The organism is Pseudonocardia sp. (assembly GCF_050250275.1).
GTDB lineage: Bacteria > Actinomycetota > Actinomycetes > Mycobacteriales > Pseudonocardiaceae > Pseudonocardia.
The window spans coordinates 55455-71086 of the sequence record NZ_JBFWOY010000028.1; the positions used below are offsets into that span (position 1 = coordinate 55455).

Annotated in this window: 12 protein-coding genes; 6 read left to right on the top strand and 6 right to left on the bottom strand. The window is 74.7% G+C overall.

Going from position 1 to position 15632, the window contains the following annotated elements:
• Positions 1-14: 14 nt before the first annotated feature.
• The 3 genes from AB7F12_RS23220 to AB7F12_RS23230 all read left to right on the top strand — a co-directional run bounded on the left by AB7F12_RS23220 (position 15) and on the right by AB7F12_RS23230 (position 2138).
• Positions 15-326: a DUF6412 domain-containing protein gene (locus tag AB7F12_RS23220; protein ID WP_428499049.1), complete on the top strand. Its 312-nt coding sequence runs from the start codon at positions 15-17 to the stop codon at positions 324-326.
• Positions 327-435: 109 nt separating this feature from the next.
• A complete protein-coding gene (gene yidC / locus AB7F12_RS23225) occupies positions 436-1494 on the top strand; it encodes a membrane protein insertase YidC (RefSeq protein WP_428499048.1) in 1059 nt (352 codons plus the stop codon).
• A 155-nt stretch (positions 1495-1649) separates the two neighbouring features.
• Positions 1650-2138, top strand: a complete 489-nt coding sequence (locus AB7F12_RS23230) for a hypothetical protein (protein WP_428499047.1) — start codon at positions 1650-1652, stop codon at positions 2136-2138.
• Positions 2139-2179: 41 nt separating this feature from the next.
• Here the strand turns inward: AB7F12_RS23230 and AB7F12_RS23235 are convergent, their stop codons facing one another.
• The 5 genes from AB7F12_RS23235 to AB7F12_RS23255 all read right to left on the bottom strand — a co-directional run bounded on the left by AB7F12_RS23235 (position 2180) and on the right by AB7F12_RS23255 (position 11886).
• Positions 2180-4150 (bottom strand): acetoacetate--CoA ligase, encoded by a 1971-nt coding sequence (locus tag AB7F12_RS23235; RefSeq protein WP_428499046.1) that lies wholly within the window; start codon positions 4148-4150, stop codon positions 2180-2182.
• 31 nt (positions 4151-4181) lie between these two features.
• Entirely contained in the window at positions 4182-5153 is a 972-nt protein-coding gene (locus AB7F12_RS23240) for a hypothetical protein (RefSeq protein WP_428499045.1), read from the bottom strand.
• Between the two features lie 307 nt (positions 5154-5460).
• The gene (locus AB7F12_RS23245) at positions 5461-10302 is read right to left on the bottom strand and encodes an ATP-dependent helicase (protein ID WP_428499044.1); all 4842 of its coding nucleotides are present in this window, start codon (positions 10300-10302) and stop codon (positions 5461-5463) included.
• Between the two features lie 83 nt (positions 10303-10385).
• Positions 10386-10520, bottom strand: coding sequence for a hypothetical protein (locus AB7F12_RS23250; protein WP_428499043.1), 135 nt, complete (start codon positions 10518-10520; stop codon positions 10386-10388).
• A gap of 10 nt (positions 10521-10530) precedes the next feature.
• Positions 10531-11886 (bottom strand): CoA transferase, encoded by a 1356-nt coding sequence (locus AB7F12_RS23255; RefSeq protein ID WP_428499042.1) that lies wholly within the window; start codon positions 11884-11886, stop codon positions 10531-10533.
• Between the two features lie 38 nt (positions 11887-11924).
• Between AB7F12_RS23255 and AB7F12_RS23260 the strand changes: the two genes are divergently transcribed.
• The 3 genes from AB7F12_RS23260 to recX all read left to right on the top strand — a co-directional run bounded on the left by AB7F12_RS23260 (position 11925) and on the right by recX (position 14534).
• Positions 11925-12119: a DUF3046 domain-containing protein gene (locus AB7F12_RS23260; protein ID WP_428499041.1), complete on the top strand. Its 195-nt coding sequence runs from the start codon at positions 11925-11927 to the stop codon at positions 12117-12119.
• 307 nt (positions 12120-12426) lie between these two features.
• Positions 12427-13470, top strand: a complete 1044-nt coding sequence (gene recA / locus AB7F12_RS23265) for a recombinase RecA (protein ID WP_098957836.1) — start codon at positions 12427-12429, stop codon at positions 13468-13470.
• Between the two features lie 5 nt (positions 13471-13475).
• Positions 13476-14534 carry a recombination regulator RecX gene (recX, locus tag AB7F12_RS23270; protein ID WP_428499040.1) on the top strand — a complete coding sequence of 353 codons (1059 nt, stop codon included), beginning with the start codon at positions 13476-13478 and terminating at the stop codon, positions 14532-14534.
• Between the two features lie 94 nt (positions 14535-14628).
• Here the strand turns inward: recX and AB7F12_RS23275 are convergent, their stop codons facing one another.
• Positions 14629-15597 carry a LysR family transcriptional regulator gene (locus AB7F12_RS23275; RefSeq protein WP_428499039.1) on the bottom strand — a complete coding sequence of 323 codons (969 nt, stop codon included), beginning with the start codon at positions 15595-15597 and terminating at the stop codon, positions 14629-14631.
• Between the last annotated feature and the right edge of the window lie 35 nt (positions 15598-15632).

A 15632-nucleotide genomic window follows, 5' to 3' on the forward strand; every position in this document is an offset into this window, starting at 1 on the left:
CGTCCGGTACCGTCGTGGACGGCGAGGGGGTGACGATGCGCGGCGAGCAGATGGTGCAGGCAGTCGTCCTGCTCGTCCTCGGCTGCGCGCTGGTCGCCGGTGAGCCGGGCGTCGTCATCGGTGTCCTCGGTGCCGCACTGTGGGCGTGGGGCATGGCGCGGCACGCCTCCGCCGTCCTGCGCATCGCCGCCGCACCGCTGCACGCCGTCACCGCCCGCGCCCTGCGCCAGTCCCGATCACGCTGCGCGCCACCGCGCCAGGAGGACCCGGACGCCGCCGGGCACACCAGGGCACGAGCCCCGTCAGGACCGCTCCCGGCGGTCTGACCCCTCTCCGGAGCGACCGCCGGGACACCCCTGTCCCATTCCGACGGTCCTCCTGGAGCTCCTCCGTGTCCTCGACCGGTCACGCGCGCGTCCCGAACGGGGCGGCGCCGTGCTGAACTTCCTCTACTACCCCGTCTCCGCCGTCATGTGGTTCTGGCACCAGGCGTTCGCGCTGGTCCTCGGCCCGTCCAGCGGGTTCGCCTGGGCGTTGTCGGTCGTCTTCCTGGTACTGACCCTGCGCGCCGTCATGATCAAACCGTTCCTGTCGCAGGTGCGGTCCGGGCGGCGGATGCGCGTCATCGCCCCGCAGCTCGCCGACATCCGCAAACGTCACGCCGGCGACAAGCAGAAGATGATGGAGGAGACCCAGAAGCTCCAACGCGAGCACGGCGTCTCCACCCTCGGCGGCTGCCTGCCGCTGCTCATCCAGATGCCGGTGTTCCTCGCGCTGCTGCACGTGCTGCGCTACTTCAACCGGCCCGGCCTCACGTTCGAGCAGAACGCCGCCATCGGCAACTACGTCTTCGGCCCTGACGAGGTCCGCTCCTTCCTGGAGGCCCGGCTGTTCGGGGCGCCGCTGTCGTCCTGGGTGTCCATGCCGCAGTCGCTGCTCGACTCCTTCGGCGCCCACGTCGACCGCTGGGAGGTGCTGGTCGTCGCGGTGCCGCTGATGCTGCTCGCGGCCGTCGCCACCCACATCACGGCGCGGGGGTCGCAACGTCAGCAGCTGGCTGCCCGGACCACCGTCCCCGAGCCCGGCACCCAGGCCGCACAGATGGCCGGGTTCATGAAGCTGACGCCGTGGATCTTCCCGCTCGGCGTGCTCCTCGGCGGGCTGTTCTTCACGTTCCCGATCGCGATCCTGCTGTACTGGCTGACGAACAACTGCTGGACGATGGTGCAGCAGCATCTCGTCCACAAGGCGATGGACCGCGAGGACGCGCGGCTCGCCGAACAACGCGCCACCGTCGCCGCCGACACCGCGCCACGACCGGGCGCCCGGCCCGCGGCCCCCGGACGCACACCCGGCGCCAAGCCCGTCCCGGCCCGCCGCGGTGGGGCGGTGCAGGTGCCGGCGGGTGCCGCGTCGCGCCGGCCGGGCGGGACGTCGGGGAAGGCGGCCGCGGGGCGCCGCAGACCCGGCAGCCGCAAGGGTGGGCGGCACTGAGCTACCCACCCTCCCCGTGCTCCTTCTGTGTGCCGTCCGGGGCGGGCGGTGCCGTCCGGGGCGGGGCGGGCCGTCTCGTGCGGGGCCGGCCGTTCGTTCGGGGGCGGGGCCGGGTGGGCGTCGGCGGAATCGGTGGCGGGCATAGGGTCGGGGACGTGCCGGTGTCTGTGCGAGGTTCTGTCCGTCCCCGGCTGCGCCTGCTGTCGGGGCTGCTCGCCGTCGTCGCCGCGCTCACCGCCGCCGGGTGCGCAGCGAGCCCGCAGAACTCGACGACCGCGGCCCAGGCCGCGCGCGACTCCTCGCCCACCGCGCAGCGCGAGGACGTCGTCGACAAGCTCACCGTGTTCGCCAAGGACGAGTGCGCCACCCAGGACGGAGCGCAGGTCTACCCGCAGTGCGCGCGGTTCGTCCGGGAGGTCGCCAACGCGACCGTCGCCGCCCGCGCCGCCGCCCACGGCCCCACCGAACAAGCCGCGGTCACCGCGGCGGCGGACGCCGTCGACGGCTCGGTGGACCGGCTCACCCGGGGCGGCTGCCTGCTCCCGCCCGGCCAGGGCCCGGCATCGGACCCGGCGGTCTGCGGGCCCGCGCTCACGTCGCTGCAGGACGGGCTGCGCGGGCTGCGGGCGGCGTTCGCCACCTGACGCCCGCGCCGCGCCGACCTGCGCGAGACCTGGCCGGCGGGTCAGGTGCGGGCCGCGTCCCGGTAGGCCGCGACGGCGTCGAAGTCGCTCACCGCGTCCGCGCTGATGACCTCGCCAGGTTCCTTCCCGAGCAGCACCTGCTTGATCGGCTTCTCCAGCTTCTTGCCCGTCAACGTCCGCGGCACCGCCGGGACGGCCGCGATCAGGTCGGGCGTGTGCCGCGGCGACAGCTCCGCCCGCAACGTGGCGCGGATCCGCCCGCGCAGCGAGTCGTCCAGCTCCGCCCCGTCGCGCAGCACCACGAACAGCATCAGGTTCCCCGACGTCGCGCCCGTCGGGTCCTCGAGGTGCACGACGAGACTGTCCGCGATCTCCGGCAGGTCCTCGACGACCGAGTAGAACTCCGCCGTCCCCAGCCGCACCCCGCCACGGTTCAGCGTCGCATCGGACCGGCCCGTCACCACGAAGCTGCGGTACCGCGTGCGGACCACCCAGTCCCCGTGGCGCCACACCCCCGGAAAGGTGTCGAAGTAGGCCTCGCGGTAGCGCACGTCGCCGGGGTCGTCCCAGAACCGCACCGGCATCGACGGCATCGGCGCCCGCACCACCAGCTCGCCCAGCGCGTCGACGATCTCCTTGCCGTCGGGGTCGAACGCCGTCACGTCCACACCCAGGCACGGCCCCGAGATCTCGCCCCGGTACACCGGCTGCCACGGCCCACCGCCGACGAACGCGCTGCACACGTCCGTCCCGCCACTGATCGAGTTGGTCAGCAGATCGTCGCCGAACTGCTCGGCGATCCAGTCGAACGCCTCCGCGGGCAGCGGCGCGCCCGTCACGCCGATCTGGCGCAGGTTGCCGGCGCTGCCGCCGAGCAGCTCGGTCGGCCGGACCCCCTCGGCGCGGCACGCCATCAGGTAGCCGGGGCTCGTCCCGAGCAGCGACGCACCCGTCTCGGCGACGATCCGCCACTGCGCCTGCAGGTCCGGGTACAGCGGGTTGCCGTCGAGCAGCACCAGCGAGCCGCCGACGAGCATGGCCGAGATCGTGATGTTCCACATCGCCCAGGCCGTCGTCGTGAACCAGAGCACGCGGTCGCCCGGACGGGTGTCGAGATGCAGCGCGTGCAGCTTCAGGTGCTCGAGCAGGATGCCGCCGTGGGAGTGGACGATGACCTTGGGCAGGCCCGTCGTCCCCGACGAGAACAACACGTAGAGCGGCTGGTCGAACGGCACCGGCTCGAACTCGAGAGGCCCCGGTTCGGCCAGCAGCTCGTCCCACGACATCGCGTCCGGCACCTCGACCGGCCCGAACGGCACCGCGACGACATGCCGCACGCTCGGCAGCCCGGCCCGGATCGCCGCGACGTCCCGGCTCTTGTCGATCGCCTTCGCGCCGTGGGTGTAACCACCGACCGTCAGCAGCACCGTCGGCTCGACCTGCGCGAACCGGTCGACCACCGACCGCGACCCGAACTCGGGTGCGCACGAGGCCCACGTCGCCCCCAGGCTCGCCGCCGCCAGGAACGCCACCAGCGCCTCGGGGATGTTGGGCAGATACGCGACGACCCGGTCGCCCGCCCGCACCCCGAGCCGCCGCAGCCCGGCGCGGGCCCGGCCGACCTGCTCGGCCAGCTCCGCGAACGTCAGCTCCACCGGCTCCCGGGTCTGGGACCGGGCGATGATCGCCACCTGGTCGTCGACCTCACCGGACAGGGCGTGGCGCAGCATGTGGCGCGCGTAGTTGACCGTCGAGCCCGGGAACCACTGTGCCCCCGGCATCTCCGACGACCCCAGCACCCGCTCGTGGTCGCCGTCGACGGCGAAGTGGTCCCAGATCGACTCCCAGAAGTCCTCCGGCTCCGCCACCGACCACTCCCAGAGGGCGTCGTAGTCGTCGAACCGCAGACCCCGCTCCGCGGCGAGCCACCCCACGTAGCGACCGATCCCGGTCGTGTCGAGGACATCCGCGGCAGGGCGGCGCATGAGGGGACCGTCGGCGTCGTCGCGCATGGCCCGATCATCCGACGCCGCAGCCGCCGTGTCACCCCGGGCGCGCCCGCACGAGCACCGCGTCCCGCCCGGGGCACGTCGCGACCAGGGCCCGGCCGTCCGGCGTCTCCGCGATCCCGCCCGGACCGCACCCCAGCGGCACCGTCGTCACCCGGACACGGCCGCGGACGTCGATCTCCGCGATGTCGGTCGCCGTCGTGCCGACGACGTAGGCGCGTGCCCCGTCCGCCGACATCCGCAGCTGCGATGCCCCCTCCGCCGCACCCAGGGTCGCCAGCAGCCGGGACGACCGCGGATCGATCACGTACAGCTCGCGGCGGACCGCGTCGAGCGCCAGCAACGTCGACTCGTCCGGCGTCACCCCCACCTTGATCGGGTTCCCCCTCGTCACGGCGCTCGGCGGCAACCGGACCTGGCCCGCCACGACACCGTCCGGGGTCAGCACCGCGATCGTCCGGCCCGCCGACAACGCGACGTACACGTGGGCACCCGCCGCGACCACGTCGCTGGGCGAGGCACCCACCGGACGGGCAACCGCCCTCCCCGACACCAGGTCCACCACCGTGAGCGACCCACCACGCCCGCTCGCCACGTACGCGCGGGAGTCGTCCGGCGCGACCGCCACCGCGACCGGGTCGTCCGCCGAGATGCGCGCGGAGACCGCCATCGACCGCAGATCGATCTCGGTGACTGCCCCCGCCGACCGGGAGAACGCGAACAACCGCGCACCCCGATGGTCGATGGCGAGCGAGTCGGTGAACGGGGCATCGACAGGCAGCCGCTCCCGCCCGCTCGTCGTGTCCAGGGCCCGGACCACCCCGTCGGCCTGGTCGACGACGTAGACCAGGCCCCCGTCCGGGGACAACACCAGGTCGCCGGGGGAGTGGATGTCGAAGGTCCGGTCGCCCGACCCCACCCCGGTGCACCCCGACACGGTCAGGACGAGCAGGACGGCGACGACCGCGAGCCCCTGCGCGGCGACGCTCGACGGCCGGCGGGTCATCCCGACACTCCCGGAACGCGGTGCGACGCGACACCGCGCCGGACACCCAGGATGCTGCGGTCCGGGCGCCCCGACAAGACCCGGGCTCCGGCCACCCGCACCCCGGACCGCCGGGTCGCCCCGGCGCCGTCCGCGGCGGCCGCCGACGCCACCCCGACCGATCGCGGACAGCGGCGTCGGGCGGTCGGCGTCGGCGGCCGGCACCGGACCGGGGCGCGGGACTCGGGGCAGCCGGACCCGGGGCAGCCGGACCCGGGGCAGTGCGCTCGGCGGCGCGGGGGGTGACCGGCGCCGGGGTCCGCGCGGTTCAGGCGCGCAGGCGCAGACCCTTCGGGGTCACCCGGAAGCCCGCCTCGGTGAGGACGTCGGTCAGGTCCGATGCCAGCGACCCCACCCCGTCGGCCTTCTCGACGGCCAAGGACCCCAGCCAGCCCTCGTGCACCGCGCCGGCCAGCGCGTCCGCGCCGGCGCGCAGCTCGGCGCGGTCGTCGGTGAACGACAGCAACGACCGGCCACCGCGTTCGACGTAGAGCGCGGGCGCCCCGTCGACGAGGACCACGAGCGCCCCCGCTTTCCGGCCGGGACGGTGCGCCGACTCGCCGACCGTCGACGGCCAGTCGAGCGCGGCACCGTAGGGCTGCGCGGGATCCGCGGCGGCCAGCACGACCGCCGACGGTCCGGAGGGTTCCGGCCGCCCGCGGCCGGCGAACTGCGCGGGCCCGCCACGACGGCCCGTCCCCGGCCCACCCGGAGCATCGGGAGCCGACAGGAAATCGTCGAACCCGTCGCCGGTCGGGTCGCCCGCGAGGTCGGGCGCGGCCGCGCCCGCGGACGGGGCCGCCGAGCCGTCGGGACGCGACAGCGCCCGCAGCCGGTCGATCGCGCCCGGCACGGCGAACTGCGCCGCCCCGAGCCCGTCGACGACGTACCCGCGCCGGCAGCGCCCCGAGTCCTCCATCGCGCGGAGCACCCGGTAGACCGCGGCGAACCCCCCCTTACCGCGTTCGGTGGACAGCGCACCGCGGGTGAGGACGCCGTGCCGTTCGAGGTAGGCCTCGGCGCGGGCGTGGGCGCGGCGGGTGGAGTCGGTCTCGCGGCCCGCCGCCAGCGCCCAGCGACCGCCCACGGACGGCGGCCCCCCGCGCGTCGGCATCGCGGGACGGCCGGCGCGGAGCTGGGCGTAGCGGCCGCGGGGTGCCTGGCGGCGTTGCTTGTGCGCGCCACCCCGGCCGCCGGACAACTTGGCGCGCAACGGGCCGAGGGTGTCGTTGGTCAGCAGTCCCGCCCACACGAGGTCCCAGATCGCGGTGCCGACGGCGTCGTCGGTGGGGGCCTGTTCGCCCTGGTCGAGCAGGGTGCGGGCCGCGGTGTCGGCGAGGCCGCGGAAGAACAGCGCCGCGCCGGGATGGGCAGGCAGCGCGGTGGCGTCGGGCGGCATGCCGAGCGCGCCGAGGACCGCCCGGTGCAGTGGCGTGGCCGCGACGTCGGGTTCGGGCTCGGGCAGCAGCAGGTCGGCGACGTCGGCGGGGGCGACCGCGAGCCAGCCGTCGGAACCGGCCAGGGTCCCGCAGCCGGTCCAGGTGACCTCACCGGCGGCGGTGAGCTCGTCGAGCAGCGCGGGGGAGTAGCCGGGCAGCCGGGCGGGCAGGATCAGCGACTCCAGCGCGCTCGCGGGCAGCGGCGCCCCCGCCAGCTGCTCGACGACGCCCATGACGTCCTCGGGTCCGGGCGCGCCGCGGAACCGTCCACGGCGGCCGGGGGCTGCGGTCGCGGCGCGCACGCCCTGCCACGCCGGCAGGAACCGGCCGAGCGCCCGCTGCTCGACGGGCTCCACCTCCGACCGCAGCCGCGCGAGCGAGGCCCGTCGCAGCCGGCGCAGGACCTCGGCGTCGCAGTACTCGATGCCGTCGGCGCCCGGGCGCAGCTCGCCGCGGACCAGCCGCCCGGTGCCGGTGAGCCGGTCGAGCACCCCGGCCACGACGGCGACGCCCAGCCCGAACCGGGCCGCGACGTCGGAGGGCGGGAACGGTCCGTGCGAGCGGGCGTAGCGGATCACCAGGTCGCCCAACGGGTCCGGGACGGGTTCGGTGAACGTCTCGGGCACACCGACGGGCAGCGCGGCGCCGAGCGCGTCGCGGACGCGGCCGGCGTCCTCGATCGCGAGCCAGCGCTGCTCGCCGGCGATGCGGACCCGGATGGCCCGGCGTGCGGCCTCCAGCTCGGCGAGCCAGGCGGGTTGCACGCCGCGGGCGGCGGCCTCGGCCTCGGTGAGGTCGCCCAGGAACCGCAGCAGGTCGGCGGCACCCTCGGCGTCGCGGGCGTGCCGGTCCTCGGCGGTGCGCTGCAGCGAGGCCTCGACCTCGGCGAGCACCTCCGGGTCGAGCAGCTCGCGGATCGCTTCCGACCCCAGCAGCTCGGCGAGCAGCGTCGAGTCCAGCGACAGTGCCGCGGCCCGGCGTTCGGCGAGCGGGGCGTCGGACTCGTAGAGGAACATCCCGACGTAGCCGAACAGCAGGCTGCGGGCGAACGGCGAGGGCTGCGACGTGGCCACCTCGACGACCTTCACCTTGCGGGACCCGACGTCGGCCATCAGCTCACGCAGGCCGGGGAGGTCGTAGACGTCCTGCACGCACTCGCGCATCGCCTCGAGGGTGATCGGGAACTGCTCGTACTTCCCGGCGACCGACAGCAGCTGCGCCGACTTCTGCCGCTGCTGCCACAGCGGGCTGCGCCGCCGGGGGTCGCGGCGCGGCAGCAGCAGCGCACGGGCCGCGCACTCGCGGAACCGGGACGCGTACAGCGAGGACCCGCCCAGCTCGCCGACGACGATCTGCTCCACCTCGGCCGGGTCGAGCAGCACGTCCTCCGCCGCGGGGACGACCTCGGAGCCGTTGTCGTCGACGGCGTCGGGCAGGCGCAGGACGATCCCGTCGTCGGCGCCCGCGGCGCTGACCTCGACGCCGCGCCGCTCCCGCATCCGGGCCGCGATGGCGAGCGCCCACGGCCCGTTGACCTGGGCGCCGAAGGGGGAGTGGACGACGAGGCGCCAGTCGCCCAGCTCGTCGCGGAAGCGCTCGACGAGGATGGTCCGGTCGGACGGGACGTGGCGGGTGGAGTCGCGCTGTTCGTGCAGGTAGGCCAGCAGGTTGTCGATGGCCCACTCGTCGAGACCCGCGGCGGCGGCGCGTTCGCGGGCCTGCTCGTCGGGCAGGCCCGCCATCTCGCGGACGAACGCCCCGACGGCGCGGCCCAGCTCCAGCGGCCGCCCGATCGACTCGCCCTTCCAGAACGGCATCCGCGCCGGCTCGCCGGGCGCGGGCGTGACGATCACGCGGTCGTGGGTGATGTCCTCGACCCGCCAGCTCGACGTGCCGAGCAGGAACGTGTCGCCGACGCGGGACTCGTAGACCATCTCCTCGTCGAGCTCGCCGACCCGGGACCCCGCGCCGTCGGCCCCGCCGGGGGTCATGACGGTGAACAGGCCCCGGTCGGGGATCGTGCCGCCGGAGGTGACGGCGAGACGCTGGGCGCCGGGGCGCCCGGCGAGCTCGTCGGTGACGCGGTCCCAGGTGATGCGGGCGCGCAGCTCGCCGAACTCCTCGGACGGGTACCGGCCGGCCAGCATGTCGAGGACGGAGTGCAGCGCCGAGTCGGGCAGCGCGGCGAACGGCGCGGCCCGGCGGACGACGGCCGCGAGGTCGGACAGCGTCCACGTCTCCATGGCGACCATGGCCACGATCTGCTGGGCGAGCACGTCGAGCGGGTTGCGCGGGTAGCGCATCGACTCGATCGCGCCGCTCGCCATCCGCTCGGCGACGACGGCGCACGACACGAGGTCGCCCCGGTACTTGGGGAACACGACGCCGCGCGACACCGCCCCGACCTGGTGGCCGGCCCGGCCGACGCGCTGCAGCCCCGACGCGACGCTGGGCGGTGCCTCGACCTGGACGACGAGGTCGACCGCGCCCATGTCGATGCCCAGCTCCAGGCTGGACGTGGCGACGACGCAGGGCAGGAGCCCGCTCTTGAGCTCCTCCTCGACCTGGGTGCGCTGCTCGCGGGACATGGAGCCGTGGTGGGCGCGCGCGACCGTCGGCGGGGCGCCGCCGCCGATCCCGGACTGCCCGATCGCCTCAGCAGGGAACGCGATCTCGTCGAGGTCCACAGCCTCGTCGGCCGCGGCCTCCTCGGCGGCCAGCTCGTTGAGCCGGGACGTGAGCCGCTCGGCGAGGCGTCGGGAGTTGGAGAACACGATCGTCGACCGGTGTTCGCGGACCAGCTCCAGCAGCCGCCGCTCCACCGCGGGCCAGATCGACGGTCTGCGCGCGGTGCCCGCGGCCGAGCCGATGACCTCCTCGTCGGCACTGCCGGGCGCGGGCTGCTCGTCGAGCGCCGCGAGGTCGGGCACCGGGACCTGCACCGCGACCTCGATCGTCTTCGGGGTCCTCGGCTGCACGATCTCGACCGGCCGCGCGCCCGCCAGGAACGTGGACACCTCGTCGAGCGGGCGCACCGTGGCCGACAGCCCGATCCGCTGCGCGGGACCGTTGCCCTGGCGGATGAGCAGCTCGTCGAGACGTTCCAGCGACAGCGCCATGTGCGCGCCACGCTTGGTGCCCGCGACCGCGTGCACCTCGTCGATCACCACGGTCTGCACACCGAGCAGCGACTCCCGCGCCGCCGAGGTGAGGATCAGGAACAGCGACTCGGGGGTGGTGACCAGCACGTCGGGCGGGGTGCGGCCGAACCGGCGGCGCTCCTCGGCCGGGGTGTCGCCGGTGCGCATGCCGACCGTGACGTCGGGGACCGGCAGGCCCATCCGCTGCGCGGCCTGCCGGATACCGGTGAGCGGCGAGCGGAGGTTGCGCTGCACGTCGACGGCGAGGGCCTTGAGGGGGGAGACGTAGAGGATGCGGCAGCGCCGCCGCGGGTCCTCCGGGACCGGCTCGGTGGCCAGCCTGTCGAGCGCCCAGAGGAACGCGGCGAGGGTCTTGCCGGAACCGGTCGGCGCGACGACCAGTGCGTTGCGACCTGCCTGCGCCGCCGCCCAGGCGCCCTCCTGGGCGGCTGTGGGCGCGGCGAAGGCACCCGTGAACCAGTCACGGGTGGCGGGCGAGAAACCGTCGAGCGCGCTCACAGCCACCATCATGCGACCCGGCACCGACAATTCGCCTGTCGGCGGTGAACAGCACCGGTGTGACACCGGGCCGGCGGAGCGCCGACAGGGCGTACTCAGCGCTTGCGCTGCTGGATCCACCAGCGCAGCAGCATCACCAACGACGCCAGGAGCGCCAGCAGCACGATCACCTGCCCGACCGTCGAGGACATGCCGGTCGGGTCGCCCTGGGCGATCGTCGAGACGGACACACCGGACAGGTTACGACCGTCCCGTGCCGGCCGGCCACGACGCGGGCGCCGCACCGTAGGCGGGAGCGGGCGCGGGCCAGCGCAGGGTCGCCCCGTCGACGGTGCCCGGCGGCGAGGCGAGCGTCAGCACCCCGTCGGGCGCCGCGACGTCCTCGGTCCACGGGGCCGCGTCCACCTCGTCGGCGACGGCGGGCTCCGCGCTGCACGGCAACGACTGCAGCCACGACGCCGTCGCCGCCAGCGCCAGCTGTACGTGGCGCGTCCCGCCGTCGCGGCGCTGCTGCGACAGCGCGAGGAGCGTGGCCGCCGCTCCCAGGTAGCCGGTCGCGTGGTCGAGGACCTGCGCGGGCAGCGCCCCCGGCAGGCTCGCCGGGTCCGGATCGCGCCGCTCGGTCTCCGCGATACCGCAGGCCGCCTGGACGAGGCTGTCGAACCCGCGCCGGTCCGCCCACGGCCCGGCCCCGCCCCACGCCGACAGCGTCACGACGACCAACCCCGGGAACCGTTCGGCCAACGTCTGCGGGGCCAGCCCGAACCGGTCGAGTGCATGCGGCCGGTACCCGCTGACGACGACGTCCGCGCCCGCGAGCAGGGCGTCCAGCTGTTCCCCGCCGGTGGCCAGGTCGAGCAGCGCACTGTGCTTGCCCGGCAACGTCTCCCACGCCTGCGCGGGCAGCTCGGGCCGGTCGGGCGCGTCGAGCCGGACCACCTCGGCGCCGTGCGCCGCGAGCGTGCGGGTGGCGACGGGACCCGCGATCACCCGCGTCAGGTCCAGCACCCGCGGCCGCCGGGCCGGCCGGGGCGCGGCGTCGCCGAGGACCCGGGTCCCGACGAGTGGCAGCGCGGCCGCGGCCACCCCGGCCGGGGTCGCCTGCCACCGCTGCCGGGTGCGGACGGCCGCCGCCACACCGCCGTTGTCGTGCACCGCCGTCTCCAGCTCCTCGGCGTGCCGGTGCCGGGCCGCGGCGGCGACGTCACCGGGGCCGGCGCCCTCGGGCAGGTCCAGCACCCGACGGGCCGCCGCGCGGTGCCACGGGTAGTTGGCGTGCAGCCGCAGCCAGCCGTCGGCGGTGCGGTGGAAGGCCGACAGCGGGTCGAACGGATCGCCCGGGCCCGCCCCGTCGCGGCGCAGGTACCGCTCGGACCGCATGGCGACGGCCAACTGCCGCGTGTCGATGCCGACCGCGCGACCCCCGCCGTCCGCCGTCGCCGCGAGCAGCGCGGCCCCCACGACCGCCGCGGCGACGTCGGTGACCGGGAACCGCGAGGTCAGTGTGACGGGTGGCCCGGTGATGGTCAGCCTCCGCGGCTCCCCGGCCGCGCCGCCGAGGAGGTCCCACACCTGTCGGGTCAGCTCGTCGCGCACCGCTCCAGGCTGACACATGTGACCGGTACCCTCGCCGCGTGCGACTGAGTCACTTCCGGGAGTTGATGGAGGGGGAGTTCGGCGTCGTGCGTGCGGGGTCGCTGGCCAAGGACCACGTGTTCGCCGAGCTCGGTGGCCGCACGGTCGAGGAGGCCATCGAGGCCGGGATCGACCCCAAGCGGGTGTGGCGCGTGGTGTGCGAGGCCTACGACGTACCCGCGGAGCGTCGCTGACCGGTCGTTTCCCCCTCGGCTGCCGCGCTGCTCGACCCGTGGCGCTCCCGTCGACCGTGGTGCCCTCGTCGGCGGGTGGCGCACCGCTCGGCGCGGCACGACAGCCGATCGGCGTGTCGGACCCGAACTCGAACACCTGTTCGTATAGCCTCCGTCCACAACGCCCCCGGTTGTCCACAGCGGGGACGCGCACGCCGGAACTGTCGGTCGGACCCAATACGGTTCTTCCGTGGCTCCCCGCAAGACATCGGCCAAGACGCCGGACCGATCCCGCACCGACAGCGCATCAGCGAGGTGGCAGACCGAGATGACCGCACCCGACCGCGAGAAGGCCCTCGAGCTCGCCCTCGCCCAGATCGAGAAGAACCACGGCAAGGGCTCCGTGATGCGCCTGGGCGACGACACGCGTCCGCCCATCGGCGTGATCCCCACCGGCTCCATCGCGCTCGACGTGGCGCTCGGGGTGGGTGGTTTCCCTCGTGGCCGCGTCGTGGAGATCTACGGCCCGGAGTCCAGCGGTAAGACCACGGTCGCGCTGCACGCGGTGGCCAGTGCCCAGGCTGCCGGCGGCATCGCCGCCTTCATCGACGCCGAGCACGCTCTCGACCCGGAGTACGCCAAGGCGCTGGGTGTCGACACCGACGCGCTGCTGGTCTCCCAGCCCGACACCGGCGAGCAGGCGCTCGAGATCGCCGACATGCTGATCCGCTCCGGCGCGCTCGACATCATCGTGATCGACTCGGTGGCCGCGCTCGTGCCACGGGCCGAGATCGAGGGCGAGATGGGTGACAGCCACGTCGGTCTGCAGGCCCGGCTGATGAGCCAGGCGCTGCGCAAGATCACCGGTGCCCTCAGCAACTCGGGCACCACGATGATCTTCATCAACCAGCTGCGCGAGAAGATCGGCGTCATGTTCGGCTCGCCGGAGACCACGACCGGTGGCAAGGCGCTGAAGTTCTACGCCTCCGTGCGTCTCGACATCCGCCGTATCGAGACCCTGAAGGACGGCACCGACATGGTCGGCAGCCGGACCCGGGTCAAGGTCGTCAAGAACAAGGTGGCGCCGCCCTTCAAGCAGGCCGAGTTCGACGTGCTCTACGGCGTCGGCATCAGCCGCGAGGGCTCCTTGATCGACGTGGGTGTCGAGCAGGGGATCATCCGCAAGTCGGGTGCCTGGTACACCTACGAGGGCGACCAGATGGGGCAGGGCAAGGAGAACGCCCGCAAGTTCCTCAAGGAGAACCCCGACATCGCCGCCGAGGTCGAGAAGCGCATCAAGGAGAAGCTCGGCATCGGCGCGGTGCTCGACGCCGAGGCGGTCGAGCCGCTCCCGGCGCCGGTCGACTTCTGATCAGGGTGCCCGACTCGCACGACCCCGACGAGTTCGACCAGCCCGAGGATCGCACCGGCCCGCGCCGTGTGATCGCGGTCGCCGGCTTCGACTTCGACACCGACCCGGATGTCGACGACGACGGCGGCACAGGCGCCGGTCCGAAGGTCGGTGCGGTCGGCTTCGCGACCCTCCGCGACGAGGAGCCGGGCTCGGCGGAGTGCGACGTCCGCGTGGCCGCGCTGTCGGCGTCGTCGACCGGGACCGGCGCATCACGTGGCGTCCGACAGGTCGCCGACCTGAGCGCGGACCGCCCGACCGGGGGTGCGGCCGGCGACGACGATGCACCGGTCGTCGTCCGGGCCGCCGACCTGGCCCGGCCGGGTGGCCGCCCGGACGAACGTCGGGTGCGGCGCGCACGGGTCCCCGTACCGGTCGTCGACGATCCTGTCCGGGAACCGGGGGACCAGGGGGCGGACGCAGGGCGGACCGTGAGTGGGCGGCGCCCGGGGCGCGATGGACGCTCGGGTGGACGCCCGGGGGAGCGCAACCGCCGCAGCGGGCCACCCGAACCGCCCGCCGATCCCGTGGCCGCGGCCAGGACGATCTGCCTGCGCCAGCTGGAGACCCGGTCCCGGACGCGACAGGAACTGGCCGAGACGCTACGGCGCAAGGGAATCCCCGACGACGCCGCCGCACAGGTCCTCGAACGTTTCGGCGAGGTCGGCCTGATCGACGACAAGGCCTTCGCCGATCAGTGGGTCCGGTCCCGGCACACCCACAGCGGCCTGGGCCGCCGCGCGATCGCCGTCGAACTGCGCCGCAAGGGCGTCGACTCCGAGGCGGCGGGGGAGGCCCTCGCCGAGATCGACGACGCCTCCGAGGAGGCCCGCGCCCGAGCCCTGGTCGATCGCAAGCTCCGTACCCGCGGTGGCGTCCCTGACGAGGCCATGGCCCGCCGGCTGCTGGGGATGTTGGCGCGCAAGGGCTATCCGGCGGGGATCGCGTACCGCGTCGTCAAGGAGGCCGTCGCAGAGCACGCGGCGGAGCTGGCCGACCAGATCCCCGACGGCGACGACTCCTGACCGCACCAGCCCGGTGCGCGGCGGTGCCCGCCCCGTTCGGTGGCGACTCGTGCCGCCCCGAGCCGCCGCCGGGGGGCGTTGCGGAGGCCCGGCCTCAGGGGCCGTGCCGGCGCTCGGCGTCGCGGGCCGGGGCGCGGTGCAGGACCTGGACGTCGGTGCTCAGGTCGCCGATCGTCTCGGCCTCGGCCAGGAACCCGAGCAGGGTGTCCTGGAACGCCTGCACGGCGGGGGTGGGGGAGACGTCGGTGCGGCGGGTCAGGGCGACGGTCCGGTAGAGCGGCGGGGTGAGGGCGGTGCGGCGCAGCCGTGGCCGGCCGGCGAACACGAGGTCGGGCACCACGGCGACGCCGGTCCCGGTCTCGACGAGCCGCAGTACCGCGTCCATCTCCCCGCCCTCGACGGCGAACCGCGGTTCCACCCCGGCGTCGGCGTACGCGCGCAGGGTGACCTCGCGCAGGTCGTAGCCGCGCCGGAACATGACGAGCGCGCGCCGGGACAGCTCGGTGACCGACATCGTGCCGCGGCCCGAGAGGGGCGGCTCGGAGCGCGGGGAGGCGACGGAGAGCCGCTCGCGCAGCAACGGGGTGACCTCGAGCGAGGGATCGAGGCCCTGGCGGGGGACGACGAGGACGGCGACGTCGAGCTCGCCGCGTTCGAGGCCGCTCACGAGCAGCTGGGAGCCGTTCTCGGAGAGCTGGATCGACAGGTCGGGGTAGCGGTCGTGGAAGACGGGGATGGCGTCGGCGAGGACGCCGATGCACAGCGATGGGGTGGCGCCGACGCGGACGCGGCCGCGGCGCAGCCCGACGACCTCGGCGACGGCGGCGCGGGCGTTGTCGGCGTCGGCGACCATGCGCCGGGCGAGTGGGAGAACGGCCTCGCCCGCGGGGGTGAGGGTCAGCGGGCCCTGGGAGCGGTTGACGAGGAGGGCGCCGAGGCTCTCCTCGAGCGCTCGGAGCTGGCGCGACAGTGTGGGTTGGGCGACACCCATCCGATCCGCCGCACGAGTGAAGCTGCGCACGTCGGCGAGGGCGATGAAGTACGCGAGCTGCTGCAGCGTCACGGGTATACCCTACGTGCATCGGTTTCGATGTTTTC

Bases quoted from the DNA above. Each gene is read 5' to 3' on its own strand.
- AB7F12_RS23240 (WP_428499045.1), bottom strand. From the start codon at position 5,153: ATGACCCGCCGGCCGTCGAGCGTCGCCGCGCAGGGGCTCGCGGTCGTC.
- AB7F12_RS23235 (WP_428499046.1), bottom strand. From the start codon at position 4,150: ATGCGCGACGACGCCGACGGTCCCCTCATGCGCCGCCCTGCCGCGGAT.
- AB7F12_RS23245 (WP_428499044.1), bottom strand. From the start codon at position 10,302: ATGATGGTGGCTGTGAGCGCGCTCGACGGTTTCTCGCCCGCCACCCGT.
- recA (WP_098957836.1), top strand. From the start codon at position 12,427: ATGACCGCACCCGACCGCGAGAAGGCCCTCGAGCTCGCCCTCGCCCAG.